The sequence below is a fragment of the Polaromonas naphthalenivorans CJ2 genome, assembly GCF_000015505.1.
Classification (GTDB): Bacteria; Pseudomonadota; Gammaproteobacteria; order Burkholderiales; family Burkholderiaceae_C; genus Polaromonas; species Polaromonas naphthalenivorans.
The window spans coordinates 1,129,327-1,152,911 of sequence record NC_008781.1 but is presented as its reverse complement, the minus strand read 5'-3'; the positions used below and the strand labels follow the sequence as shown (position 1 = coordinate 1,152,911).

Annotated in this window: 20 protein-coding genes and 1 tRNA gene; 15 read left to right on the top strand and 6 right to left on the bottom strand. The window is 62.5% G+C overall.

Annotated elements, in window-relative coordinates:
• Nucleotides 1–50 precede the first annotated feature (50 nt).
• Together PNAP_RS05410 and PNAP_RS05405 are read right to left on the bottom strand one after the other, a co-directional pair.
• Nucleotides 51–833, bottom strand: a complete 783-nt coding sequence (locus tag PNAP_RS05410) for an anti-sigma factor (RefSeq protein WP_011800496.1) — start codon at nt 831–833, stop codon at nt 51–53.
• The gene (locus tag PNAP_RS05405) at nt 830–1,405 is read right to left on the bottom strand and encodes a sigma-70 family RNA polymerase sigma factor (RefSeq protein ID WP_041377028.1); all 576 of its coding nucleotides are present in this window, start codon (nt 1,403–1,405) and stop codon (nt 830–832) included. The genes PNAP_RS05410 and PNAP_RS05405 overlap by 4 nt, the downstream gene beginning before the upstream one ends.
• 144 nt (nt 1,406–1,549) lie before the next feature.
• Here PNAP_RS05405 and ppnP point away from each other — a divergent pair, with 144 nt between their 5' ends.
• Together ppnP and argG are read left to right on the top strand one after the other, a co-directional pair.
• Entirely contained in the window at nt 1,550–1,876 is a 327-nt protein-coding gene (ppnP, locus tag PNAP_RS05400) for a pyrimidine/purine nucleoside phosphorylase (protein ID WP_011800494.1), read from the top strand.
• Between the two features lie 33 nt (nt 1,877–1,909).
• Nucleotides 1,910–3,247 (top strand): argininosuccinate synthase, encoded by a 1,338-nt coding sequence (gene argG, locus PNAP_RS05395; protein ID WP_011800493.1) that lies wholly within the window; start codon nt 1,910–1,912, stop codon nt 3,245–3,247.
• A gap of 77 nt (nt 3,248–3,324) precedes the next feature.
• Here argG and murB read toward each other — a convergent pair whose 3' ends face one another.
• Complete coding sequence (gene murB / locus PNAP_RS05390; RefSeq protein ID WP_011800492.1) at nt 3,325–4,377, bottom strand: UDP-N-acetylmuramate dehydrogenase; 1,053 nt, start codon at nt 4,375–4,377, stop codon at nt 3,325–3,327.
• 51 nt (nt 4,378–4,428) lie between these two features.
• On the opposite strand from murB, the gene PNAP_RS05385 reads away from it, so the two are divergent.
• Both PNAP_RS05385 and PNAP_RS05380 read left to right on the top strand, forming a co-directional pair.
• Complete coding sequence (locus PNAP_RS05385; RefSeq protein ID WP_011800491.1) at nt 4,429–4,920, top strand: YajQ family cyclic di-GMP-binding protein; 492 nt, start codon at nt 4,429–4,431, stop codon at nt 4,918–4,920.
• Between the two features lie 5 nt (nt 4,921–4,925).
• Nucleotides 4,926–5,582 (top strand): retropepsin-like aspartic protease family protein, encoded by a 657-nt coding sequence (locus PNAP_RS05380; protein ID WP_011800490.1) that lies wholly within the window; start codon nt 4,926–4,928, stop codon nt 5,580–5,582.
• A gap of 2 nt (nt 5,583–5,584) precedes the next feature.
• Here PNAP_RS05380 and plsY read toward each other — a convergent pair whose 3' ends face one another.
• From plsY to PNAP_RS05365, 3 genes are read right to left on the bottom strand one after another with little or no spacing between them, the layout of a single operon-like run.
• A complete protein-coding gene (gene plsY, locus PNAP_RS05375) occupies nt 5,585–6,235 on the bottom strand; it encodes a glycerol-3-phosphate 1-O-acyltransferase PlsY (protein WP_011800489.1) in 651 nt (216 codons plus the stop codon).
• 18 nt (nt 6,236–6,253) lie between these two features.
• The gene (locus PNAP_RS05370; protein ID WP_011800488.1) at nt 6,254–6,745 is read right to left on the bottom strand and encodes an aminoacyl-tRNA deacylase; all 492 of its coding nucleotides are present in this window, start codon (nt 6,743–6,745) and stop codon (nt 6,254–6,256) included.
• 25 nt (nt 6,746–6,770) lie between these two features.
• Complete coding sequence (locus PNAP_RS05365) at nt 6,771–7,832, bottom strand: aldo/keto reductase (RefSeq protein ID WP_041376542.1); 1,062 nt, start codon at nt 7,830–7,832, stop codon at nt 6,771–6,773.
• Nucleotides 7,833–8,057: 225 nt separating this feature from the next.
• On the opposite strand from PNAP_RS05365, the gene PNAP_RS05360 reads away from it, so the two are divergent.
• The 11 genes from PNAP_RS05360 (at nt 8,058) to PNAP_RS05310 (ending at nt 23,374) form a co-directional block, all read left to right on the top strand.
• Nucleotides 8,058–8,720, top strand: a complete 663-nt coding sequence (locus PNAP_RS05360; protein WP_011800486.1) for an OmpA family protein — start codon at nt 8,058–8,060, stop codon at nt 8,718–8,720.
• A 265-nt stretch (nt 8,721–8,985) separates the two neighbouring features.
• Nucleotides 8,986–9,927 carry an alpha/beta fold hydrolase gene (locus PNAP_RS05355; RefSeq protein ID WP_011800485.1) on the top strand — a complete coding sequence of 314 codons (942 nt, stop codon included), beginning with the start codon at nt 8,986–8,988 and terminating at the stop codon, nt 9,925–9,927.
• A gap of 76 nt (nt 9,928–10,003) precedes the next feature.
• Entirely contained in the window at nt 10,004–13,480 is a 3,477-nt protein-coding gene (locus PNAP_RS05350) for a response regulator (protein ID WP_011800484.1), read from the top strand.
• 2 nt (nt 13,481–13,482) lie between these two features.
• Nucleotides 13,483–14,394 (top strand): CheR family methyltransferase, encoded by a 912-nt coding sequence (locus tag PNAP_RS05345; RefSeq protein WP_011800483.1) that lies wholly within the window; start codon nt 13,483–13,485, stop codon nt 14,392–14,394.
• Nucleotides 14,391–14,990 (top strand): chemotaxis protein CheB, encoded by a 600-nt coding sequence (locus PNAP_RS05340; protein WP_011800482.1) that lies wholly within the window; start codon nt 14,391–14,393, stop codon nt 14,988–14,990. The genes PNAP_RS05345 and PNAP_RS05340 overlap by 4 nt, the downstream gene beginning before the upstream one ends.
• Nucleotides 14,984–16,192 (top strand): hybrid sensor histidine kinase/response regulator, encoded by a 1,209-nt coding sequence (locus tag PNAP_RS05335; protein WP_011800481.1) that lies wholly within the window; start codon nt 14,984–14,986, stop codon nt 16,190–16,192. The genes PNAP_RS05340 and PNAP_RS05335 overlap by 7 nt, the downstream gene beginning before the upstream one ends.
• Nucleotides 16,193–16,281: 89 nt before the next feature.
• Nucleotides 16,282–17,386, top strand: a protein-coding gene (gene prfB / locus PNAP_RS05330; protein WP_157040216.1) for a peptide chain release factor 2 whose coding sequence is annotated in 2 segments (ribosomal slippage) — nt 16,282–16,362 and nt 16,364–17,386 — 1,104 coding nt in all. Because the reading frame shifts where the segments join, the coding sequence is not laid out codon by codon here.
• A gap of 53 nt (nt 17,387–17,439) precedes the next feature.
• A complete protein-coding gene (gene pepN, locus PNAP_RS05325; protein WP_011800479.1) occupies nt 17,440–20,187 on the top strand; it encodes an aminopeptidase N in 2,748 nt (915 codons plus the stop codon).
• A gap of 46 nt (nt 20,188–20,233) precedes the next feature.
• A complete protein-coding gene (locus tag PNAP_RS05320; protein WP_011800478.1) occupies nt 20,234–21,241 on the top strand; it encodes a class 1 fructose-bisphosphatase in 1,008 nt (335 codons plus the stop codon).
• A 12-nt stretch (nt 21,242–21,253) separates the two neighbouring features.
• A tRNA-Thr gene (locus tag PNAP_RS05315) sits at nt 21,254–21,329 on the top strand.
• A 464-nt stretch (nt 21,330–21,793) separates the two neighbouring features.
• The gene (locus tag PNAP_RS05310; RefSeq protein ID WP_011800477.1) at nt 21,794–23,374 is read left to right on the top strand and encodes a hypothetical protein; all 1,581 of its coding nucleotides are present in this window, start codon (nt 21,794–21,796) and stop codon (nt 23,372–23,374) included.
• The last annotated feature ends 211 nt before the right edge of the window (nt 23,375–23,585 follow it).

Below are 23,585 nucleotides of genomic sequence, written 5' to 3'. Positions count from 1 at the left end.
TTGAATGAAAAAAGGACGTTTTTAAACGTCCTTTTTTCATGACTGGCTTCCTACTCGGGCGTCTTGATCAGGGCGCCCTTGAACAGTATCGGCCCGGTCGGACCACTGCCTGGTGGAACGCCGCCCTTGGGCTCCAGCGTGATGGCCAGCGCCGGCGACTGCTGGATGTCCCCGCCGGCAGCGGTCAGCCGCGCCACCGCATCCCCGGGCAGCACGCCCAGCGACTTGGGCGCTGCGCCCGGCGGCAAGGCCCACAGTTCGAGCGACTGGTCAGGCTGCTCGCGGAAATCGCCCACGCGCTTGAGCATCAGCTTCTGGGTGTTGGGGTCAAAGGTCACCAGGATCGAGGCCTTGGCCTTGTCGTCGGCCAGCACGGCGACATATTCAATCACCGGCGTGGACGACAGTCTGGCGCTGAGTTCCTGCACCTGGCCATTCAGTTGCTTCGTGAAATTCAGGCCTGTCACCACCGCAACCACGGTCGAAAAAGCGCCGGCCGCCGCAGCGCCGCGCCACAGGCCCAGGCTGGCCCACCAGCCGCCGCTGGCAGGCACTGGCGCCGCCTGACTGCGCGCGGCCTGCATCGCTTGCGCCTGTTTTTCCGCATGGACGAGGTTTTCAATCCGTGTCCAGACCGCCGGGCTGGGCGCCACTTCCGGCTGCAGCTCGGCCACCGACGCCAGCCGGCCTTGCCAGATCAGCGCGGCCGCCCGCAAGGTCGCGTTGTCGCGGGCCAGCGTTTCAAAGCGGCGCCGCGCGCCGCCGCGCAAGGTGCCCAGCGCATAGCTGGCGGCCAGCTGGTCCACCAGCGAAGCATTTTTATGAATGTTCATGCGAACCTCGCCATGCAGCCGCGCAGCTGCTCCAGCCCCCGGCGAATCCAGGTTTTCACCGTTCCCAGGGGCAGCCTGAGCTGCTCGGCCAGTTCGCTATGGCTGAGGTCGCGCAGATACGCCAGGCTGACCACTTCGCGCTGCTTGCTTTCGAGCTGGCTCAGGCACTGGTGCAGCGCCCAGGCCTGCTCGCTGGCTTGCGTGGTGTCCATCGGGTTGGGCGAGTCGCCGGCCACCGTGTCTGAAATCACCTCGTCCAGTTCCTGCACCCGGTCGGCCCGGTCGGAGGCCCGGCGGCGCAAAAAATCAAGGCCACGGCTGCGCACCAGCAAGCCCATCCAGGCCATCGGCGGCGACAGCGTGGCCTGGTAAGTCCCGGCGATTTTCCAGATATTCAGGTAGGCCTCCTGCAGCACATCCTCGGCCCACTCGCGGTTGGTCACCACGCGCACTGCCACGCCGTAGAGTTTGGACGACGTGAGCGCGTACAGCTCTTTGAGCGCCGATTCGTCGGCCAGCGCCACGCGGTCAAGCAGTGCGATCAATTGGCTATCCGGGCTTTCTGGGTTCATGCGGGTCATTGTGGAGCAATATGCATACGCAGCAAACCGCCTTTCGGATTCAGCTTGCGCCCGGCCTTGCTGCAGGCTGACCTAAAATCGTCGGCTGATCTGCCCGCCCTGTCCGGCGCAGCGCCCTACCCTTCACCCAACACCATGACCACTGAAAAAATCGACAACATCAGCGTTACCACCCAAGCCAATGTGTACTTTGACGGCAAATGCATCAGCCATGGCATCACGCTGGCCGATGGCACCAAAAAATCGGTCGGCGTGATCCTGCCGGCCAGCCTGACCTTCAACACCGGCGCGGCCGAAATCATGGAATGCGTGGCCGGCGCCTGCGAATACAAGCTGGCGGGCAGCGACGAATGGGTCCAGTCCTCGGCGGGCGAAAGCTTCAGCGTGCCGGGCAACTCGAAGTTCGACATCCGTGTGGCTGCGGGTTTCGAGGCCTACCACTACATCTGCCATTTCGCCTGAACCCCGACCACCTCCGCAGGAACATTGAACACCATGGCCACCATTCTCCAAAACCTCCCCATCGGCCAAAAAGTCGGCATCGCCTTTTCCGGCGGCCTGGACACCAGCGCCGCGCTGCACTGGATGAAGCTCAAGGGCGCGATTCCCTACGCCTACACCGCCAACCTGGGCCAGCCCGACGAGCCCGATTACGAAGACATCCCGCGCAAGGCGATGCAGTACGGCGCCGAGCAAGCGCGGCTGATCGACTGCCGCAGCCAACTGGCCGCCGAAGGACTGGCCGCGCTGCAGGCTGGCGCCTTTCACATCACGACCGCCGGCGTGACCTACTTCAACACCACGCCGCTGGGCCGCGCCGTGACCGGCACCATGCTGGTCGCCGCAATGAAGGAAGACGATGTCAACATCTGGGGCGACGGCAGCACCTACAAGGGCAACGACATCGAGCGCTTCTACCGCTACGGCCTGCTGACCAACCCGTCGCTGAAAATCTACAAGCCCTGGCTGGACCAGTTGTTCATCGACGAGCTGGGCGGACGCGCCGAAATGTCCGAATTCATGACGCAAGCGGGCTTCGGCTACAAGATGTCGGCCGAAAAAGCCTATTCGACCGACTCCAACATGCTGGGCGCGACGCACGAGGCGAAAGACCTGGAGCACCTGAGCAGCGGCATGAAGATCGTCAACCCGATCATGGGCGTGGCCTTCTGGAAGGATGAAGTCGAGGTCAAGCGCGAGGAGGTCACGGTGCGCTTTGAAGAAGGCCGGCCGGTCGCGCTGAACGGCGTCGAGTACCCCGACCTGGTCGAGCTGATCCTGGAAGCCAACCGCATCGGCGGGCGCCACGGCCTGGGCATGAGCGACCAGATCGAAAACCGCATCATCGAGGCGAAAAGCCGGGGCATCTACGAGGCGCCCGGCTTGGCGCTGCTGTTCATCGCCTACGAGCGGCTGGTCACCGGCATCCACAACGAGGACACCATCGAGCAGTACCGCGACAGCGGCCGCCGCCTGGGCCGCCTGCTCTACCAGGGCCGCTGGTTCGACTCGCAGGCCATCATGCTGCGCGAGACCGCCCAGCGCTGGGTCGCCAGCGCCATCACCGGCGAAGTGACGATTGAGCTGCGCCGGGGCAATGATTACTCGATCCTGAACACCGAGTCGGCCAACCTGACCTACCAGCCCGAGCGGCTGAGCATGGAAAAAGTCGAAGGCGCGTTCACGCCGCTGGACCGCATCGGTCAGCTGACCATGCGCAACCTGGACATCGTGGACACGCGCGCCAAGCTGGGCATTTATGCCAAGAGCGGGGTGCTGTCGCTAGGCACGGGTGGGGATTTGCTGAACCTGACGGGCAAAGCCGCCGAGTAAAGCTCACGCTGGCAGCGTAGCCATTGCAAGCCGCCTCAATTCACGTTGAGGCGGCTTTTTTCTGCGCATCAGAAGCGTTAAACCACCACCGGCTCAGGCTCCAGCCGCAGACCAAAGCGTTCATAGACGCTGGTCTGGATCGCCTTGGCCAGCGTCATCACTTCGCCGCCGGTCACCGGGTTGGCGCTGCCGCCCCGGTTGACGAGCACCAGCGCCTGCTTGTCGTACACGCCGGCATTGCCGATGGACTTGCCCTTCCAGCCGCAGGCGTCGATCAGCCAGCCGGCCGCGAGCTTGACCGAGCCGTCGGCCAGCTGGTAATGAACGATTTTCGGATCGCGCTGGATGATGTCCTCGCACTGCTCGGGCGAGACGGTCGGGTTCTTGAAGAAGCTGCCGGCATTGCCGATGACCTTGGGGTCGGGCAGCTTGGCGCGGCGAATCTCGCAGATCCACTCATAAATTTGTAGCGCATCAGGCACGTCCACCTTGCGCAAAAGCATCTTTTTCTCGATATCCGCATAACCGAGCACCGGTTTCCAGGCCTTGGGCAGCAAGAAGCGCACGCGGGTGATGATGGCCTTGCCGGCCAGGCCGAAACCGGCGGCGCCGGAGCTGGCATGCTTGAACACCGAATCGCGGTAGCCGAAGGCGCATTGCGCCGCATTGAGCGTGAAGGGCTGGCCGGTCGTCAGGTCCACGGCGTCGAGCGAGTCGAAGCGGTCCTGCAGCTCGACGCCGTAAGCGCCGATATTCTGCACCGGCGAGGCGCCGACCGTGCCGGGAATCAGCGCCAGGTTTTCCAGGCCGGGAAAGCCGTTTTGCAGCGTCCAGGTGACCAGCCCGTGCCAGCTTTCACCGGCGCCGGCCTCGACGATCCAGGCCTTGGCGGTCTCAGCGGCCAGGCGCTTGCCCATGATCTCGACCTTGAGCACCAGCGGTTTGACATCGCCGGTCAGCACGATGTTGCTGCCGCCGCCCAGAATAAACTTGGGCGCCGCCCGCCATGCCGCGTCCTGCAGCACGGCGGCAATATCGGCTTCGCTGCGGATGCGCGCCAGGGAAAGCGCCTTGGCATTGATACCGAAGGTGTTGGAAGACTGGAGGGGAACATTTTTCTCGACTAACATCCCAAGATTGTCGCACCCCCGGCCACACCCCTTTTCCTGGAAATCAACACCATGCCTTCATTCGATACCGTTCTTGAAACCGACCTGGTCAAGGTCAAAAACGCCGTGGAAAACACCGCCAAGGAAATCGGCACCCGCTTTGACTTCAAGGGCACGGCCGCCTCGGCCGAACTGAAGGAAAAAGACAAGGAGATCATCCTGATCGGCGATGGCGATTTCCAGATCGAGCAGATCCACGACATCCTGCGCAACAAGCTCACCAAGGCCGGCGTCGATGTGCGTTTTCTCGACATTGGCAAGGTCGAGAAAATCGGTGGCGACAAGGTCAAGCAGATCACCAAGGTGCGCGACGGCATCGAAACCGAAGAGGCCAAGAAAATCCAGCAGCTCATCAAGGGCAACAAGATGAAGGTGCAGGCCGCCATCCAGGAAGGCAAGGTCCGGGTCACCGGCGCCAAGCGCGACGACCTGCAGGCCGCGATGGCCCTGATCCGCGCCGAGATCAAGGATTTGCCGCTGAGTTTCGACAACTTTCGAGACTGATCCCCTTGGCCGTCCTGCCTGTATCGGCCCGCGCCGCGCTCTGGGCGCTGGCTGTCTCGCTAGGCGCCTGCAATGCCCGTGCTGAATCGGTCGCGCTGGCCGGCATGCTGGGCAGCAAGGCGCTGCTGGTGGTCAATGGCACGGCGCCAAAAACCGTTGCCGCCGGCGAGACGCATCAGGGCGTCAAGGTGATTTCCACTTCGGGCGACCAGGCGGTCGTCGAGCAGTCGGGCCAGCGCCAGACGCTGCGGGTCGGCGAAGCGCCCGTGAGCCTGGGCGGCGCCAGCGGGCGCGGCAGCCGCATCGTGCTGACCGAAAGCAGCGGCGGCCACTTCATGACGCCCGGCCAGATCAACGGCCGCGCCGTGCAGTTCATGGTCGATACCGGCGCCACCGGCATCGCCATGAGCATGCAGGATGCCGAACGTGCCGGCATCAACTACAAAAATGGCCAGGCCGTGCAGATGTCCACGGCCAACGGCGTCACCCAGGGCTTTCGCCTCAAGCTCAATTCAGTGCGCGTGGGCGATGTCGAGGTGTTCGACGTGGACGCGGTGGTGGTGCCGATGGCCATGCCCTTTGTGCTGCTGGGCAACAGTTTTTTGTCGCGCTTTCAGATGAAGCGCGACAACAACCTGATGACGCTGGACAAGCGCTACTAGCGTTATTGACCGGATTTCTTCCCGGCCTGCTTTAACGCGCCAAGTTTCGACTCGGTTCCCTTGAGCAGCTTGTTGATATTCTCGCGGTGGCGATAGACCAGCAGCGCGCTGATGGCTACCAGCGCCAGCACGATGCTTTTATCGACATTCCAGGCCGCCCGGTCGCCCAGCAGGTAGAAAAACGGCGCGAACACGGCAGCAAGCATCGACGCCAGCGACACATAGCGCGAGAAAAACACCACGATCCCAAAAGTTGCCAGCGTGGCAACGCCCAGCACCCAGCTGACGCCCAGCAGCACGCCCGCCGCCGTGGCCACGCCCTTGCCGCCCTTGAACTGGAAAAACACCGGATACAAATGGCCGACAAAAGCCGCCAGCCCCACAGCCGCCACGGTGCCGTCGCCCAGGCCGTAATCGCCGCCGAACCACTTCACCAGCACCACCGGCAGCCAGCCTTTGAGGCCGTCGAGCAGCAGCGTGGCGACTGCCGCCGCCTTGTTGCCCGAGCGCAGCACGTTGGTCGCGCCGGGGTTCTTGCTGCCGTAGCTGCGCGGGTCGTTCAGGCCGAAGACCTTGCTGACGATGACGGCAAATGACAGCGAGCCGAGCAAATAGGCCAGCAGCGTGGCGGCAATGGAATAGGCGTAGTTCATCAGGCTTCCTTCTTCTTGTTATTCGGTCAATGCGCACTGCACCGATTTTGCACCGAGCAGCGTGACGCAGACCTGCGGGTCGAGCCGCACCAGATAGCCGCGCCGCCCGCCGTTGATGGCGATTTCGGGCAGCGCCAGGATGCTTTCCTCGATGTACACCGGCATGGCCTTGCGCGTGCCGAACGGCGAGGTGCCGCCGACCAGGTAGCCGCTGTGGCGGTTGGCGACTTCGGGCTTGCAGGGCTCGACCGACTTGGCGCCGATCTGGCGCGCCAGGTTCTTGGTCGAAACCTTGCGGTTGCCGTGCATCAGCACCAAGAGCGGTTTGGCATCCTGGTCCTGCATCACCAGCGTCTTGACGACGCTGAACGGGTCAAAGCCCAGCACCGCCGCGCTGTGCTGGGCGCCGCCGTGCTCCAGGTACTCGTAGGGATGTTCGGTGAAAGCCACCTTGTTTGCCCTGAGCAACTGCGTGGCCGGCGTTTCGGAGACATGGTCTTTTTTAGCCATGGTTTTTTCTGGAGGAACCGCGTTTTTACAGCGCCGGGTCTCTGGCTTCCCAGCGTATTTTGTCGATTTCGATCAGCACTTCGGGCGCAAGCGTGGTGCCATACGCATCCAGGTCTTCGTCGAGCTGCGCCACCGACGTGACGCCGATGATGGTGCTGGCCACCTGCCACTTGGTGTAGCAAAACGCCAGCGCCAGCTGCGTGGGGCTCAATCCGTGGTCGCGGGCAAGCTGGTTGTAGCGCCGGGCGGCGGCCAGCGCCTCGGGGCGGCCCCAGCGCTGCTTGCGCATGGATTCGTATTTGGCGATGCGGCCCTCTTTGGGCGCATCGGCGCCTTCAAAGCCCGACGCGTCATATTTGCCCGTCAGCAGGCCAAAACCCAGCGGGGAATACGCCAGCAGCGACACGCCCAGGCGGTGCATGGTTTCGTCCAGGCCGTTTTCGACGGTGCGGTTGACCAGGCAATACGGGTTTTGCACCGTGGCCACGCGCGGCAGGCCGTGCTCCCCGGCCAGGCGCACGAACTCGTGCACGCCATACGGTGTTTCATTGGACAGTCCGATGTGACGCACCTTGCCCTGCGTGACCAGCCGGCCCAGGGCTTCAAGCTGCTCATGCAGGGATGTGGCCGAACGCTCCTTGGCGGGGTCGTAGTACAGGGCGCCAAACGCGGGCACGCTGCGCTCGGGCCAGTGAATCTGGTAGAGGTCGATCACGTCGGTCTGCAAACGCTTCAGGCTGGCATCGCACGAAGCCTGGATGTCCTGCGCGCTCAGGCCGCTGCCCTCGCGAATCCAGGGCATGCCGCGCGACGGGCCGGCCACCTTGGTCGCGAGCACCAGTTGCTGCCGCACGCCCGGATGGCGGGCCAGCCAGTTGCCGATGATGGTCTCGGTGGCGCCGAAGGTTTCGGCGCGCGCCGGCACGGCATACATCTCGGCCGTGTCCAGAAAATTGACGCCGCGCGCCAGCGAGCGGTCCAGGATGGCATGGGCCGTGGCTTCATCGACCTGCTCGCCAAACGTCATGGTGCCCAGGCAAACAGGCGTGACCCGCAGGTCGCTGGAGCCGAGTTGAACTTTATTCATAAGCAAGGGGGTTGAATAGTGGGAGAAAATTGCCGGCGTGGGTGGCCATGGGCTCATGCCGGCAAGTTTCAAAAAAACGCTAGTTTAAAGGCAGCAAATACAGCGTGCGCCAGCATTCAACTGGCGCTTTTGTCTTACAACTTCATACGAATGAAATGTTTAGTATTCACCTGCAGGCGCTCTAATGCGCTTTTCAAACAAAATCCATCATTTGAGGAGTCTTCCATGAGAAAAGTATTCATCACCACTGTCACCTGTGCCGCACTGGCGATGGCCGGCCTGTCGGGCTGTGCCAACATGAGCGAAACCCAGCAGGGCACGGCCAAGGGCGCGGGCATCGGCGCGCTGGCAGGCGCGGTTCTGGGCGCGGCGACCAACGGCTCCAAGGGCGCAGCGACCGGTGCGGTGCTGGGCGGCGCGCTGGGCGCTGGCGGCGGCTACATCTGGTCGAAGAAAATGCAGGACCAGAAAATCGCCATGGAACGGGCCACGGCCGGCACCGGCGTCGCCGTCAGCCAGACCCAGGACAACCGCCTGAAGCTGGACATTCCGAGCGATGTGTCGTTCGACGTGGGCCGCTCGGCCATCAAGTCCAACTTTGCGCCGGTGCTGACGAACTTCGCGACCAGCCTGAACCAGAACCCGATCACCACGGTGTCCATCATTGGCCACACCGACAGCACCGGCTCCGACTCCGTCAACAACCCGCTGTCGGTGGACCGCGCCAATGCGGCCCGCGACTACCTGGTCGGCCGTGGCGTGGCGGCGCAGCGCATTGCCACGGACGGCCGCGGTTCGCGCGAGCCGATTGCCGACAACAGCTCGGCGCAGGGCCGCGCCAAAAACCGCCGCGTCGAGATCTACGTGGCCGAGCCGGCTCCGCGTTAATACCGGACTGGCGGGTTAACCCAAAAAAGCACCTTCGGGTGCTTTTTTTATGCCCGCCGGCAGTTGGTTTTTGGCGGAAACTGGAATTCAGGCATCGGTTTTTGATCAAATTCGGCTTCTGCGCATACTGTTCCTGCACAAGTAGCTATTATTTTAATAGCACCTGGCGACTCCTATTCAGCCTTGGCCCAGTGGCTTGCGGGCGGCCGGGCGTGTCGCTGTCTTGACTGCTTTTCAACGCGCGCCTCCTTATGATGCAAGTCCAATGTACAAAGAAACCCGACTTTTTCGCAGCGAGTTCGTCCCTGTTCGCGGACTCGACTACCACGTCCAGGTCTGGAACGGCCAGCCAGGCTCAACCCCGTCTGCCCTGCCGCCGCTGGTGCTGGTGCATGGCTGGATGGATGTGGCGGCGTCCTGGCAGTTCATGGTGGACGCCTTTTCCGACGCGTTTGCATCAGGCCGCAGCATCATCGCGCCCGACTGGCGCGGCTTCGGGCAGACCGGCCTGACGCCCGCCGGCTACCGGGCCGACAGCTACTGGTTTGCCGACTACCTGGCCGACCTTGACTTTCTGCTCGACCACTACGCGCCCGGCCAGGCGGTCGATCTGGTCGGCCACAGCATGGGCGGCAATATCGCCATGCTGTACGGTGGCGTGCGTCCGGCGCGCATCCGCAAACTGGTCAACCTGGAGGGTTTCGGCCTGCCGGGCAGCCGGCCCAGCCAGGCGCCCGGCCGGCTTGGCCAGTGGATGGACGGGCTGAAAAGCCTGGAACAAGGCGAGCTGGCGCTGAAGCGCTATGACGATCAGGCGGGCGTCGCCAGGCGCCTGATGAAGACCAACCCCCGGCTGACAGCGGACAAGGCCCACTGGCTGGCCGGTCACTGGGCGCGGCCCGACGCAGCTGGCCAATGGCGGATTCTGGGCAACCCGGCGCACAAGATCGCCAGCGCGCAGCTCTACCGGGTGGACGAAGTGCAGGAGATTCACCAGCGCATCAGCGCGCCGGTGCTGGCCGTTGAAGCGTCCGACGACTCGATGGGGCTGTGGTGGAAAGGCAAATACTCGCTCGCCGAATACCACGAACGGCTCAGGCAGGTGCCCGATGCGCGGGTCGCCGTCATCGAGGACGCCGGCCACATGCTGCACCATGACCAGCCCGGGCCGCTGGCCCGGCTGATCGAGGATTTCCTGAACGGATGAGGCGCAGGCGTTAGTTCCCCGGCATTTAAGGCGCACACTCAAGCCTTTTATGCAGCGCCTGGCGCAGGGATTAACGATGACCGGGCCAGCAAACCTCCACCAGGAAAATATCCGCAGCATCCTGACGCGCAACATCAGCCTGCCGCTGGGCGTTGGCGCACTCAGCGCCGCTGTGTTTGTCGGCCTGATCTTCTACCTGCTGTCCGCCTTGGGCGGGGTCGAGCAGACAGAGCGGGCTATCAGCAACGCCAACCAGATCGGCAAGCTGGGCGCCGACATGGAAACCAGCATGTACGGCTACCTGGTGACCGGCGAGGAATCGCTGCTGCAGCCTTTTGAAATCGGCAAGCCGCGCATCGCCGCCGAAACCGTCTCGCTAAGCGAACTGGTCAAGGGCAACCGCGAACAGGTCAGCCGGCTCAGGCGCATCGGCGCGCTGCAAAAGCAATGGAACGAGTTTGCGCAAGCCATTGTTGCCCTGCGCCGCAAAGACCTCAACTACCAGGAGCCGGTCCGTTCCGCCGGGGGACGCAGCCTGACGAACGAAATCCGGCGCGAATTCTCGGAATTCATCGGCATCGAAGAGCGCCTGCTGCAGCAGCGCAACGAGCAGACCCGAAGCATCACGTTCTGGGGCATGGCGGCTTACTTGCTGTTCAGCCTGGGCCTGAGCGGCCTGCTGGCGCTGATGGGCCGGCGCGAACTGATGCGCCTGTCCGACACCTATGGCGAGGCCGAGCAGCAGCAGGCCGCCACGGCGCTCCTGCTGGAGCAGCAGCTCTGGCTGCGCACCGGCCAGCGGCAACTGGCCGAGCACACCATTGGCCAGCAGGCGCTCGAATCGCTGGGCCGCAGCGTGCTGGAATTCGTGGCGCGCTATCTTGACGTGGCCGTCGCAGCCCTGTATGTGAAGGAAAACAACGGCAATTTGCGCCGCGTCGCCGCCTATGGTTTCAGCCAGAATGACGAAAGCACCGGGCAATCGTTTTACCTCGCCGAAGGCCTGGTCGGCCAGGCAGCCCTTGAAAACCGGGTGCTGCAGCTCGACAACCTGCCCGACGACTACCTCAAAATCACCTCCGGCCTGGGCCAGGGCTCAGCCAGGCATGTGCTGCTGGTGCCGGTGCATAACGACGGGCAGGTCAACGGCGTGGTCGAGCTTGGGTTTTTACGGCCGCTAGGGCCCCGCGACCTGGAGTTCGTCAACATGACGGCCAACAACATCGGCAATTCCATTCACGCGGCGCTCTACCGCCGCCAGCTTCAGGACATGCTGGCGGAAACCCAGCGGCTCAATGAAGACCTCCAGGCGCAGCAGGAAGAATTGCTCATCGCCAACGAAGAACTGGAAGAAAAGTCCCGGGTGCTCAAGGAATACCAGGTGAGCCTGGAAAACCAGCAGGCCGAACTGGAGCAGACCAACGAGCAGCTGTCCGAGGTGGCGCTGTCGCTGGACCACAAGAACGTGGCGCTCAGCCAGGCGCAAATCCAGCTGGAGGAGCGCGCCGAGGAGCTGAGCCGGGCCAGCCGCTACAAGTCCGAGTTCCTGGCCAACATGTCGCACGAGCTGCGCACGCCGCTGAACAGCTCGCTAATCCTGTCCAAGCTGCTGTCGGACAACCAGAAGGGCAATCTTGATGCGGAGCAGGTCAAGTTTGCGCAATCGATTTACTCGGCCGGCAATGACCTGCTCAACCTGATCAACGACATCCTGGATATTTCAAAAGTCGAAGCCGGAAAACTCCAACTCTCGCCTGAAACCATCCTGCTTGGCGATCTGGCCGCCTCCCTCAACAGCACGTTTGGTCCGCTGGCCGGCCAGAAAAACCTGGCGTTCGAGGTCGTGGTCGAGCCGGGCACGCCGGCCACGCTGGTGTCAGACCGCCAGCGCGCCGAGCAAATCCTGAAAAACCTGCTGTCCAACGCCATCAAGTTCACCGAAGCCGGCCGCGTCAGCCTGAGCGTGTCGCCCCAGCCCGGCGGCATGATCGGCTTTGCAGTGCAGGACTCGGGCATCGGCATTCGCCAGGAGCAGCAGCAGATTATTTTCGAGGCGTTCCGCCAGGCCGACGGCACGACCAGCCGGCGCTACGGCGGCACCGGCCTGGGCCTGTCGATCTCGCGCGACCTCACCGCGCTGCTGGGCGGCTCCATCACGGTGCAGAGCCAGGTGGGCCGGGGCAGCGTCTTCACGCTGCTGCTGCCGGCCCTCTGGAGCCAGCGGCAGTTGCTGTCCGAATCGTCAAAAGTCCTGCCGCCACCGGCCGCCACGCAGCCAGCGCAAGCGCTGGCTGCCGGATTCCCGGCCTTGCCCGGTGCTAGCGCGCCGGTGCCGACCTTTCCCGACGACCGCCACCGGGCCGCCAGCGGCCGCCTGGTGCTGGTGATTGAAGACGATGTAGTTTTTGCGCAAGTCCTGTACGACCTGGCCCATGAGTTGAACTACAGCTGCCTGGTCGCGCACGGCGCCGAAGACGGTTTTGCGCTGGCGACCCAGTTTGTTCCCAATGCCATCCTGCTGGACATGGGCCTGCCCGACCGGCCGGGCTTGTCGGTGCTGCAGCGGCTCAAGGAAAACCCGCACACCCGCCATATCCCGGTGCATGTGGTGTCGGGCGATGACCGCAGCGAGGCGGCCCTGCAGATGGGCGCCATTGGCTACGCCCTCAAGCCGACCTCCCGCGACCAGCTCAAGGAGGTCTTCAGGAAACTTGAAGACAAGCTGACACAGAAAATCAAGCACGTGCTGCTGGTCGAAAACGATGCCCTGCAGCGCACCAGCCTGATGGAGCTGATTGGCGATGACGACGTGCAGATCACGGCGGTGGCCACCGGCGGGGAAGCGCTGGCGCTGCTGGCCGGCACCATTTTTGACTGCATGATCATCGACCTCAAGCTGCCCGACATCCAGGGCTACGAGTTGCTCCAGCGCATGTCCACCGAAAGCATCGGTTCCTTTCCGCCCGTCATTGTCTATACCGGACGCACGCTGACGCGCCAGGAAGAAGCCGACCTGCTGAAGTATTCACGCACCATCATCATCAAGGGCGCGCGCTCACCCGAACGCCTGCTCGATGAAGTTACCCTCTTCCTGCACAAGGTCGATTCAAGCTTGTCGGCCGAACGGCAAACCCTGCAGAAGATCGCCCGCAACCGGGACAGCGTGTTTGAAGGCCGCAAGGTTCTGCTGGTGGACGACGATGTGCGAAACATCTTTGCCCTGACCAGCGCCCTGGAAAACAAGGGCCTGCGGGTGGAAATCGGCCGCAATGGCTTCGAGGCCATCAGCAAGCTCAACGACGTCAGCGACATCGACCTGGTGCTGATGGACATCATGATGCCGGGCATGGACGGCCTGGAAGCCACGCGCCGCATCCGCCAGGACGCGCGTTTCCCGAAGCTGCCCATCATCGCCGTTACCGCCAAGGCCATGAAGGACGACCAGGAGCAGTGCCTGGAAGCCGGCGCCAATGACTACCTGGCCAAGCCGATTGATCTTGATCGCCTGTTTTCCTTGCTGCGCGTCTGGATGCCGGACATGGAACGGCCCTGAGCATGCCGAAAAAAGCAAAAATCCCGGACTGGCCTGCGTGGGGCAGCGCCCCGCTGGGCAACCCGGCGGCAGCCGTGCCGGAGGCAAGCGCGACCGAGACGGAACTGCGCCTGCTGATGGAAGCGATATACCGTCAGTACAGCTACGATTTCCGCGACTATGCAGGCGCATCGCAAAAGCGCCGGGTGCTTCAGGCACTGGCGCAATTCGACTGCCCGACGATCCCGGCCCTGCAGGCCGGCATCCTGCAAGACCCAAGCCTGTTCATGCGGCTGCTGCAGTACCTGACGATTCCGGTCAGCGAGATGTTCCGCGACCCGACTTTTTTCCTCGCCTTGCGCCAGCAGGTGATACCGCTGCTTCAAACCTATCCTTCCATCAAGATATGGATAGCCGGCTGCAGCACTGGCGAAGAAGCATATTCGCTGGCCATCCTGCTCAGGGAAGAAGGCCTGCTGGAGCGCACGCTGATTTACGCGACCGACATCAACGCCCGCTCGCTCGACAAGGCCCGCCAGGGTATTTTTTCGCTGGGCAGCATCAAAGACCACACCGCCAATTACCAGAAAGCCGGCGGCAAGCAGGCGTTCTCAAGCTACTACACCGCCGCTTATGACGCAGCGATTTTCGACAAGTCGCTGCGCGAGAACATCATATTTGCCGACCACAGCCTGGCGACCGACAGCGTGTTTTCGGAAACCCAGCTGGTGCTGTGCCGCAATGTGCTGATCTACTTCAACAAAAAGCTGCAGGACCGGGCGCTGGGCCTGTTTCATGAATCGCTGAGCCATCGCGGCTTTCTGGGCCTGGGCAGCAAGGAGAGCATCGACTTTTCTTCTTACGCCACGCGCTTTGAGCCGCTGGTCAAGCCCGAACGGATTTTTCGCAAGTGCCTCAGCGCCCTGCCCCGATGAAGCCCCTGAACCCTGCACAAAGGCAAAGCGTCGAAGCGGTCGTGATTGGCGCTTCGGCCGGCGGCGTGCAGGCCCTGCTGGCCTTGTTCTCCGGCTTGCCAGCCGGCTTTCGCCTGCCCCTGATGGTGGTGCTGCATTTGCCCGAAGACCGGGACAGCAAGCTGGCCGAGATTTTTCAGCACCGCTTGCCGATTCCAGTGCGCGAAGCCGCCGACAAGGAACGCATCGCACCGGGAACCCTGTATTTCGCCGGGCCGGGCTACCACCTGTCGGTGGAAAGGGACCGGACTTTTTCATTGAGCGGCGAAGAACCGGTGCATTACTCGCGCCCCTCGATTGACGTGCTGATGGAGTCTGCCGTGGACGCTTATGGTGACCGCCTGGCCGGGATTTTGCTCACCGGCGCCAACGCCGACGGCGCCGCCGGACTGGCTAAAATAGGCGAACAAGGCGGGCTCACGGTGGTGCAGGATCCTGCCGAAGCCCAGGCACCCACCATGCCCGAAGCGGCCATCCGCATGCGGCAACCCCATTTGATTCTCACTCTGGACGGCATCCGCAGCCTGCTCCACCAACTAGATACATCCTCATGCTGAACGCTGACACCACCGCCAAACTCCTGATCGTTGACGATCTGCCTGAAAACCTGCTGGCATTGAATGCGCTGATTCGCCAGGAGGGCCGGACCGTCTTTCAGGCGTCCTGCGGTGAAGACGCACTGAACCTGCTGCTGGAGCATGAATTTGCGCTGGCCATCCTGGACGTGCAGATGCCCGGCATGAACGGCTTTGAGCTGGCCGAGTTGATGCGCAGCACCGAAAAGACACGCCACATTCCCATCGTGTTCGTGACCGCCGCAGGCAAGGAGTCGAACTACGCCTTCAAGGGCTATGAATCCGGTGCGGTGGACTTTTTGTACAAGCCGCTGGACATCGACGCCGTCATGGGCAAGGTCAATGTGTTTGTCGAGCTTTACCGGCAGCGCCATGAAATCCGCCGCCAGGTCAAGGCTCTCGAAAAAAACCGCCAGCAGCAGGACGCGCTGCTGCAGAAGCTGCAAATCTCCCAGCATGAACTGCAAAAGGCGGTGCGGATGCGCGACGATTTCATGTCGGTCGTGGCGCATGAGCTGCTCACGCCGCTGAACACGCTCTTCCTTGAAACCCAGCTGCGCAAGCTGGAACTGGACCGGAACCACCCAGAGATGTTTCAAAAACCCGGCCTGGCCGACATGTTCGGCCGCGACCAGCAACAGATCCAGAGCATGGTCAAACTGATTGATGACATTCTCGATGTCGGGCGCATCAGCCACAACCGGCTGTCGGTCCGCCCGCGTCCCACGGAACTCTCCAGCCTGGTCAAGCGGGCGGTGGGCCAGTTGTCCGGCCAGGCGGCAGCGGCAGGCGTTGCGGTTGCCGTGCAGGCCGAAGAAACCATTCAGGGCTGCTGGGATGAGTTTCGGATCGAGCAGGTCGTCATCAACCTGCTGACCAATGCCCTGCGCTACGGCGACGGCAAGCCGGTGACGGTCAGCCTGCATGCCGTGCCGGACGGTGCGTGCATCGAAGTGCGCGACCAGGGCAAGGGCATTCCTGCGGGCGACCAGCAGCGTATCTTCGAGCAGTTCGAACGCGGCGCGGACCGCATCAGCCCGGACGGCTTTGGCTTGGGCCTTTACATCAGCCGGCAACTCGTCGAGGCCCATGGCGGCAGCATCGGGCTGGAGAGCGAAGCGGGAAAAGGCTCGGTGTTTACCGTCACGTTGCCGCTGGCCATGCCCGAGACGGTATCGCCGTGATAGATTGATTCGTTCCCCGGTGCCCGGCAGGTGCGCATCGGGCATGAGAAAATAGCTGATTGAACTCAGATAAAAGACAGGAATTTCTCATGGACGCAGAACACATCAACATCATCTCCAACCAGATTCAAGACCTGAGCAACCGGGTGAATGAACTCAGGGGGTATCTTTGACTACCCTGCCAAAGCCCGAAAACTGAACGAAGTCAACGCCGCGCTCGAAGACCCCAAGGTCTGGGACAACCCCAAGCGTGCGCAGGAACTCGGCCGCGAGAAAAAATCGCTCGAAGACGTGGTGCTCATCCTGGACCGGCTGGAGCAGGAACTGTCGGACAACACGGAGCTGTTCGAGATGTCGAAGGACGACAACGACGAAGCCGGCATGCGCGCCATCGAAGGCGAAGCCGCCAAGGTTGCCGCAGAGGTCGAGAAGATGGAATTTCGCCGGATGTTCAACAACCCGGCCGACCCGCTCAATTGCTTCCTCGACATCCAGGCCGGCGCCGGCGGCACCGAAGCCTGCGACTGGGCCAGCATGCTGCTGCGCCAGTACCTGAAATACGCCGAGCGCAAGGGTTTCAAGACCACGATTGAAGACGAGTCCGCTGGCGACACCGCCGGCATCAAGGGCGCGACCATCAAGATCGAGGGCGAGTACGCCTTTGGCCTGCTGCGCACCGAAACCGGCGTTCACCGGCTGGTGCGCAAGTCGCCGTTCGACTCGTCGGGCGGGCGCCACACCTCGTTTGCCTCGGTGTTCGTCTATCCGGAAATTGACGACTCGATTGAAATCGACATCAACCCGGCGGACGTGCGCACCGACACCTACCGCGCCAGCGGCGCGGGCGGCCAGCACATCAACAAGACCGATTCGGCCGTTCGCCTGACGCACATCCCGACCGGCATCGTCGTGCAGTGCCAGGAAGGCCGCTCGCAGCACGGCAACCGCGATGTCGCCTGGAAGCGCCTGCGCTCACGCCTGTATGACTTCGAGTTGCGCAAGCAGCAGGAAGCGCAGCAAAAGCTCGAAGACACCAAGACCGACGTGGGCTGGGGCCACCAGATCCGCAGTTATGTGCTGGACAACAGCCGCATCAAGGACTTGCGCACCAACTACGAAACCTCGGCGACGCAAAAAGTGCTGGATGGCGACCTCGATCCGTTCATCGAGGCGTCGCTGAAGCAAGGCGTCTGAAGCCGGTTCACGCCGTTTGTTTGAATTTTTAAAATAATTAACAGGAAGTCACCATGCTGCAAATGATTGATGATCGCGGAACTGGACCCGGAGCCGTGGTCATCAACCGCGCCGACTACCTGGCCCCGGCCTACTGGATTGACAGCGTCGATCTGTGTTTTGACCTGGACCCGGCAAAAACGCGCGTGCTCAACAAGATGACGCTGCGCCGCAACCCGGACGTGCCAGCGCAGCCGCTCAAGCTGGACGGCGAGGAACTCAACCTGGCGCGCGTGCTGGTCAACGGGCAAGGCACGTCGTTCAAGATCGAAGGCGGCCAGCTGGTGCTGTGCGACCTGCCCGATGCCTTCGAGCTGGAAATCTTCACCACCACCTGCCCGTCCAAAAACACCAAGCTGATGGGCCTGTACGTCAGCAACGACTCGTTCTTCACGCAGTGCGAAGCCGAGGGTTTCAGGCGCATCACCTATTTCCTGGACCGCCCGGACGTGATGGCCAGCTACAGCGTCACGCTGCGCGCCGACAAGGCCAAATACCCGGTGCTGCTGTCCAACGGCAACCTGGTGGCGCATGGCCCGCTCGAAGACGGCCCGAACGGCGCGCGCCACTTCGCCAAATGGGTCGATCCGCACAAAAAACCCAGCTACCTGTTTGCGCTGGTGGCCGGCCAGCTGGTCTGCCGCGAGCAGCGCATCACCTCGCGCGCCGGCAAGGAGCATCTGCTGCAGGTCTATGTGCGCCCCGGCGACCTCGACAAGACCGAGCATGCCATGGTCTCGCTGATGCATTCGGTGGCCTGGGACGAAGCGCGCTTTGGCTTGAGCCTGGACCTCGAACGCTTCATGATCGTCGCCACCAGCGACTTCAACATGGGCGCCATGGAGAACAAGGGCCTGAATATCTTCAACACCAAGTACGTGCTGGCGAACCAGGCCACGGCGACCGATGTTGACTTTTCAAACATCGAAAGCGTTGTCGGCCACGAGTATTTCCACAACTGGACCGGCAACCGCATCACCTGCCGCGACTGGTTCCAGCTCAGCCTGAAGGAAGGCCTGACGGTGTTCCGCGACCAGGAGTTTTCGCAGGATTTGTGCGCCCAGCCTTCAGCCCGCGCCGTCAAGCGCATCGAGGATGTGCGCGTGCTGCGAACCGCCCAGTTCCCCGAGGACGCCGGCCCGATGGCGCACCCGGTGCGGCCCGACAGCTACATCGAGATCAGCAACTTCTACACCGTCACGATTTACGAAAAAGGCGCCGAAGTCGTGCGCATGATGCAGACGCTGGTCGCGAGCATCAGCGACCCGCTGGGTCGGGACGGCTTTGCCCGGGGCATGACGCTCTACTTCGAGCGGCATGACGGCCAGGCCGTGACCTGCGACGACTTTGCGCAGGCCATCGCCGACGCCAATCCGATGTCGGATCTGGCGCGCCTGCTGCCGCAATTCAAGCGCTGGTACAGCCAGGCCGGCACGCCGCGCGTGGAAGCCCTGGGCGTGTATGACGCTGCGGCGCGCACTTACACCCTGACGCTGTCGCAAACCTGCTGGCCGACGCCGGGCCAGCCGGTCAAGGAGCCGTTTGTGATTCCGGTCGGCCTGGGACTGCTGGGTGTTGACGGCCAGGACTTGCCGCTGCAACTGGCGGACGAACCCTCTGCTATCGCAGGAACCCGCACCGTCGTGCTGACGCAGGCCAGCGAAAGCTTCACCTTCGTCAACCTCGACGCCGAACCCGTTCCGTCCATCCTGCGCGGCTTCACGGCGCCCGTGGTGCTGGAGTTCGGCTACACCGACGCCCAGTTGCTGCATTTGCTGGCGCACGACAGCGACCCGTTCAACCGCTGGGAAGCCGGGCAGCGCCTGGCGGTCACCAGCGCCGTAAACGCTATTAAATCTATAGCTACAAGCGCAGATGGGACATGCGCAAACGTGCTAAATGATGCTTATTTAGGCGCCATGCGCGAGGTTTTGCGCCACCCGACGCTCGATTCCGCCTTCAAGGACCTGGTGCTGACGCTGCCGTCCGAGACCTACCTGGCCGAGCAGCTCGACGTGGTCGATCCGCAGCACATCCATGCCGTGCGCGAAGCGATGCGCCAGCAACTCGCCACCGCACTCAAGGCCGACTGGGAAGCGGCGTATGCAGCCAACCACGACACCGGCGCCTACACGCCCGACCCGGAATCAAGCGGCCGCCGCGCCTTGGCCGGCATGGCGCTGACGCACCTGTGCCTGGCGGCCCGGACCAGCGGCGATGCCGTATGGCCGGGCAAGACCTTGCAGCGCTTCAAGGACGCCGGCAACATGACCGACCGTTTCAACGCCCTGGCCGCGCTGGTGTCCAGCAGCCATGCCCTGGCAGACCAGGCGCTGGCGCTGTTTCACGCCATGTTCAAGGACGAGGCGCTGGTCATCGACAAATGGTTCAGCCTGCAGACCAGCGCACCGGATCGCGGCGGCAACATCCTGCCGGCGGTCAAACAGCTCATGAAGCATGCCGACTTCAGCCTGAAAAACCCCAACCGCGCCCGCAGCGTCATCAGCACCTTCTGCCAGGGCAACCCGGCCGGGTTTCACCGGCTCGATGCGGCCGGCTACGATTTCTGGTGCGAACGCGTGATCGAGCTGGACGCCATCAACCCGCAGGTGGCCGCCCGGCTGGCGCGCGCGCTGGACCGCTGGAGCAAGCTGGCCGAGCCCTACCGCAGCAACGCGCGCCAGGCCATCACGCGTGTCGCCGCCCGCTCCGACCTGAGCAAAGACACCCTTGAAGTGGTGACGCGCGCACTGGGCCAGTAAGCCGGCCGCGAACCCTTCACCCCCTACCCTTTCACTGGAGTTCCCGATGTCCCCAAAAATTTCCCTCACGCGCTACTTGGTCGAGCAGCAGCGCATCGACGGCCACATTCCGCCCGAGCTGCGCCTGCTGATCGAAGTGGTGGCCAGAGCCTGTAAAAGCATCAGCCAGGCCGTCAACAAAGGCGCGCTCGGCGACGTGATGGGCAGCGCCGGCAGTGAAAACGTGCAGGGCGAAATCCAGAAAAAACTCGACATCATCGCCAATGAAGTGCTGATCGAGGCCAACGAATGGGGCGGCCACCTGGCAGCCATGGCCTCGGAGGAAATGGACGATATTTACGTGGTGCCCAACCGCTATCCGCAGGGCGAGTACCTGCTGATGTTCGATCCGCTCGACGGCTCCAGCAACATCGACGTGAACGTCAGCATCGGCACCATCTTCAGCGTGCTGAAAAAGTCCGAAGATGATCGTGGCGTCGAGGAAAGCGACTTCCTGCAGGCGGGCAACCAGCAGGTCGCGGCCGGTTACTGCGTCTATGGTCCGCAGACCACGCTGGTGCTGACGGTCGGCGACGGCGTGGCCATGTTCACCCTGGACCGCGAGCAAGGCTCGTTCGTGCTGACCGAAGAAAACGTCACCATCCCGGACGACACCCAGGAATTTGCCATCAACATGAGCAACATGCGGCACTGGGACGAACCGGTCAAGCGCTACATCAACGAGTGCCTCGAAGGCAAGGACGGCCCGCGCGGCAAAGACTTCAACATGCGCTGGATTGCCTCCATGGTCGCCGACGTGCACCGCATCCTGTGCCGGGGCGGAGTGTTCTTGTACCCGTGGGACAAGCGCGAACCAGAAAAGGCCGGCAAGCTGCGCCTGATGTACGAAGCCAACCCCATGAGCTGGCTGATCGAGCAGGCCGGCGGCGCCGCCACCAACGGCAAGCAGCGCATCCTCGACATCCAGCCCACCAAACTGCACGAGCGCGTCAGCGTGATTCTGGGCTCTAAAAATGAAGTTGAGCGGCTCACCGCCTATCACTCCGGGCTATAATCACGGGCTTAAGCCGGTGTAGCTCAGTCGGTAGAGCAGCTCATTCGTAATGAGAAGGTCGGGTGTTCGATTCATCTCTCCGGCACCAAATAAAAAGGGACAGACTGTCATGGTCTGTCCCTTTTTTCATGTGCCCAGCGCGTAATTAACGCAGAAGGTTAATCCTCTGGTTATTTTTAGCAGGTCACGAAGGTCACTGAACGCATGGCTGAATGGTCGCCCTTGTCACCACTCCAGCACGACCATGACCGCCCGTACAGGGTCAGCATAAATTCATGAATATGCAGCCAGCCTGCAAGCTGTTGCGCCAGATATACGCACCACGCATCGACTGCGTGACCATGTCCGGAACATGTTAAATAATGTTTAAAATCGTAAATTCTATTTACTTAATGACAGAAAAGCCCGAATTCTGCGCATCGACCTCAGGGTAGAGGACGGTTTTGAAGCCGTTTGTCATGAGGAAATTTATTCCCCTGGTCCATCCGTCTGCACCAAAAAATCAAACCCGTCCAGATCCTGCAGGGCGGGTTTTTATTGAGGATTTTCACCATGAACCACGCACTGAGCCCGTCCTTTTGTTTTCGTACCCTGGCAATGGCCAGCGTGTGTGCCGGTGGACTGGGCTGGCCCTTGGCTGGACTGGCACAGAGCCAGCCCACTCCCCTCGACAGCCCTTCAGTGCTGATCCCCACCCCGACCACCTGGCGCCTCACGTCTGAAACCTGGAAGCTGCCTGACAACGAAAAAATGGGCATGGTGGGCGGCAGCATGCTATTTGATGTCAACCAGAACGTCAAGCTCGGTCTGGGTACCTATGGCGCCATGCGCGGCAATCGCGGCGGCTTCATCACTCTTGGACTGGCGGGCGAAGTGCAGCAGCGGCTGAGCCCTTCCCTGCTGGGCCATGCAGGCCTGTTCGTGGGCGGCGGCGGCGGGCGCGGCGGCTCGTCGCTGGCGGGCGGCGGCCTGATGGTGCGCAGCGATATCGGCCTGACCTATGAAACTGGCGGCTATGGCAACCTGGGACTGGGCATCAGCCATGTGTCGTTTCCCTCGGGCGTGATCAGCAGCACCCAGCCCTACCTGCTGTACGAATATCCCTTCTACAGCCTGCTGGGCAATGGCTGGAGCGCAACCACGCCAGACGGCAAGCGCCCGTCGTCGGCCGCTGTTTCCGCCACTGCACAAGAATTTTCAATGGTGATGCGCAGCTACCGAATCCCCTCTTCCGTGGTGCAGGACGACGGGAAACCGCAACACCGCAGCCTGCAACTGCTGGGCGCCGAATGGTTGTCGTACCTGGATGATCGCTGGTTCATGAAGCTGGAATCCGAAGGCGCCATGGGCGGACAGAGCAACGGCTACATGCAGATTTTGCTGGGCGGCGGTTACCGCCTGCCGCTGACGCGCAGCACGGCCCTCAAGCTGCACGCCGCAGCCGGCCCGGCGGGTGGCGGCCGGGTGGACACTGGCGGCGGCCTGCTGCTTGATGCAGGCATCGCGCTCCAGCAAAACCTGACGCAGCGCACCGCCCTGGAGTTGTCGGTAGGCGCAGTGCGCGCGCCCTCCAGAAGTTTCAAGGCGAGCAGCGTGGCGCTCAAGCTGAACTACCAGTTTGGGCTGCCTGCAGTGACTTCCGCCCCCGTTGCCTGGGACGCACTGGGCGGATTCGACGCCACGCCCTTGCGCGTGCGTGCGGTGAACCAGACCTATTTCAAGGATGACCCCAAGTGGCGCTCCAACTACGTGGATCGGTCAGTCAGCAACATTGGCGTGCAGCTTGACTATTTCGTATCGCCCAACTGGTTCGTGACGGGCCAGGGCCTGGGTGCCTATGCCGGCATGGCGGGCGCCTACATGACCGGACAACTGGGCGTGGGTGGCCAGTGGCCTGTGTCCGAGCGCTGGTTTGTGGAAGGTGAGGCGCTGGTGGGTGCGGCTGGCGGCGGCGGTATTGCCGTGGGCAAAGGCCTGATCACACAAGTCAATGCCGGTGTGGGCTATCGCCTGTCCAAGTCGCTTTCGGTGATGACCACCGTGGGACAAGTGGCGGCACTGAACGGCGACTTCAAAGCCAAGGTGCTCGGAGTTTCACTGGGCTATCAGTTCACGGGTTTTGCCGGGAAATAAGCCGTTTTCACCAAATCAGACTTGGCCAGGGCCTTGCCAAGACAGTGCGACCAACCCATGATGATGCCAGAGGCTTGTTGAACAGCCTGTGATGACCATATTGCGCCTCATGGAACTGCCCGATGCACCGTTCCCCATGGAGCTTCGCGCATTTCCAGCCTTGCTCAAGGAGGCCGCTATGATAAAAAGCCCGCACCCCTTGACCAATTGT

What these genes read in the sequence shown, in the direction of transcription:
- PNAP_RS05410 (WP_011800496.1), bottom strand. Translation starts at nt 833, where the DNA reads ATGAACATTCATAAAAATGCTTCGCTGGTGGACCAGCTGGCCGCCAGC.
- PNAP_RS05405 (WP_041377028.1), bottom strand. Translation starts at nt 1,405, where the DNA reads ATGAACCCAGAAAGCCCGGATAGCCAATTGATCGCACTGCTTGACCGC.
- ppnP (WP_011800494.1), top strand. Translation starts at nt 1,550, where the DNA reads ATGACCACTGAAAAAATCGACAACATCAGCGTTACCACCCAAGCCAAT.
- argG (WP_011800493.1), top strand. Translation starts at nt 1,910, where the DNA reads ATGGCCACCATTCTCCAAAACCTCCCCATCGGCCAAAAAGTCGGCATC.
- murB (WP_011800492.1), bottom strand. Translation starts at nt 4,377, where the DNA reads ATGTTAGTCGAGAAAAATGTTCCCCTCCAGTCTTCCAACACCTTCGGT.
- PNAP_RS05385 (WP_011800491.1), top strand. Translation starts at nt 4,429, where the DNA reads ATGCCTTCATTCGATACCGTTCTTGAAACCGACCTGGTCAAGGTCAAA.
- plsY (WP_011800489.1), bottom strand. Translation starts at nt 6,235, where the DNA reads ATGAACTACGCCTATTCCATTGCCGCCACGCTGCTGGCCTATTTGCTC.
- PNAP_RS05370 (WP_011800488.1), bottom strand. Translation starts at nt 6,745, where the DNA reads ATGGCTAAAAAAGACCATGTCTCCGAAACGCCGGCCACGCAGTTGCTC.
- PNAP_RS05365 (WP_041376542.1), bottom strand. Translation starts at nt 7,832, where the DNA reads ATGAATAAAGTTCAACTCGGCTCCAGCGACCTGCGGGTCACGCCTGTT.
- PNAP_RS05360 (WP_011800486.1), top strand. Translation starts at nt 8,058, where the DNA reads ATGAGAAAAGTATTCATCACCACTGTCACCTGTGCCGCACTGGCGATG.
- PNAP_RS05355 (WP_011800485.1), top strand. Translation starts at nt 8,986, where the DNA reads ATGTACAAAGAAACCCGACTTTTTCGCAGCGAGTTCGTCCCTGTTCGC.
- PNAP_RS05350 (WP_011800484.1), top strand. Translation starts at nt 10,004, where the DNA reads ATGACCGGGCCAGCAAACCTCCACCAGGAAAATATCCGCAGCATCCTG.
- PNAP_RS05345 (WP_011800483.1), top strand. Translation starts at nt 13,483, where the DNA reads ATGCCGAAAAAAGCAAAAATCCCGGACTGGCCTGCGTGGGGCAGCGCC.
- PNAP_RS05340 (WP_011800482.1), top strand. Translation starts at nt 14,391, where the DNA reads ATGAAGCCCCTGAACCCTGCACAAAGGCAAAGCGTCGAAGCGGTCGTG.
- PNAP_RS05335 (WP_011800481.1), top strand. Translation starts at nt 14,984, where the DNA reads ATGCTGAACGCTGACACCACCGCCAAACTCCTGATCGTTGACGATCTG.
- pepN (WP_011800479.1), top strand. Translation starts at nt 17,440, where the DNA reads ATGCTGCAAATGATTGATGATCGCGGAACTGGACCCGGAGCCGTGGTC.
- PNAP_RS05320 (WP_011800478.1), top strand. Translation starts at nt 20,234, where the DNA reads ATGTCCCCAAAAATTTCCCTCACGCGCTACTTGGTCGAGCAGCAGCGC.
- PNAP_RS05310 (WP_011800477.1), top strand. Translation starts at nt 21,794, where the DNA reads ATGAACCACGCACTGAGCCCGTCCTTTTGTTTTCGTACCCTGGCAATG.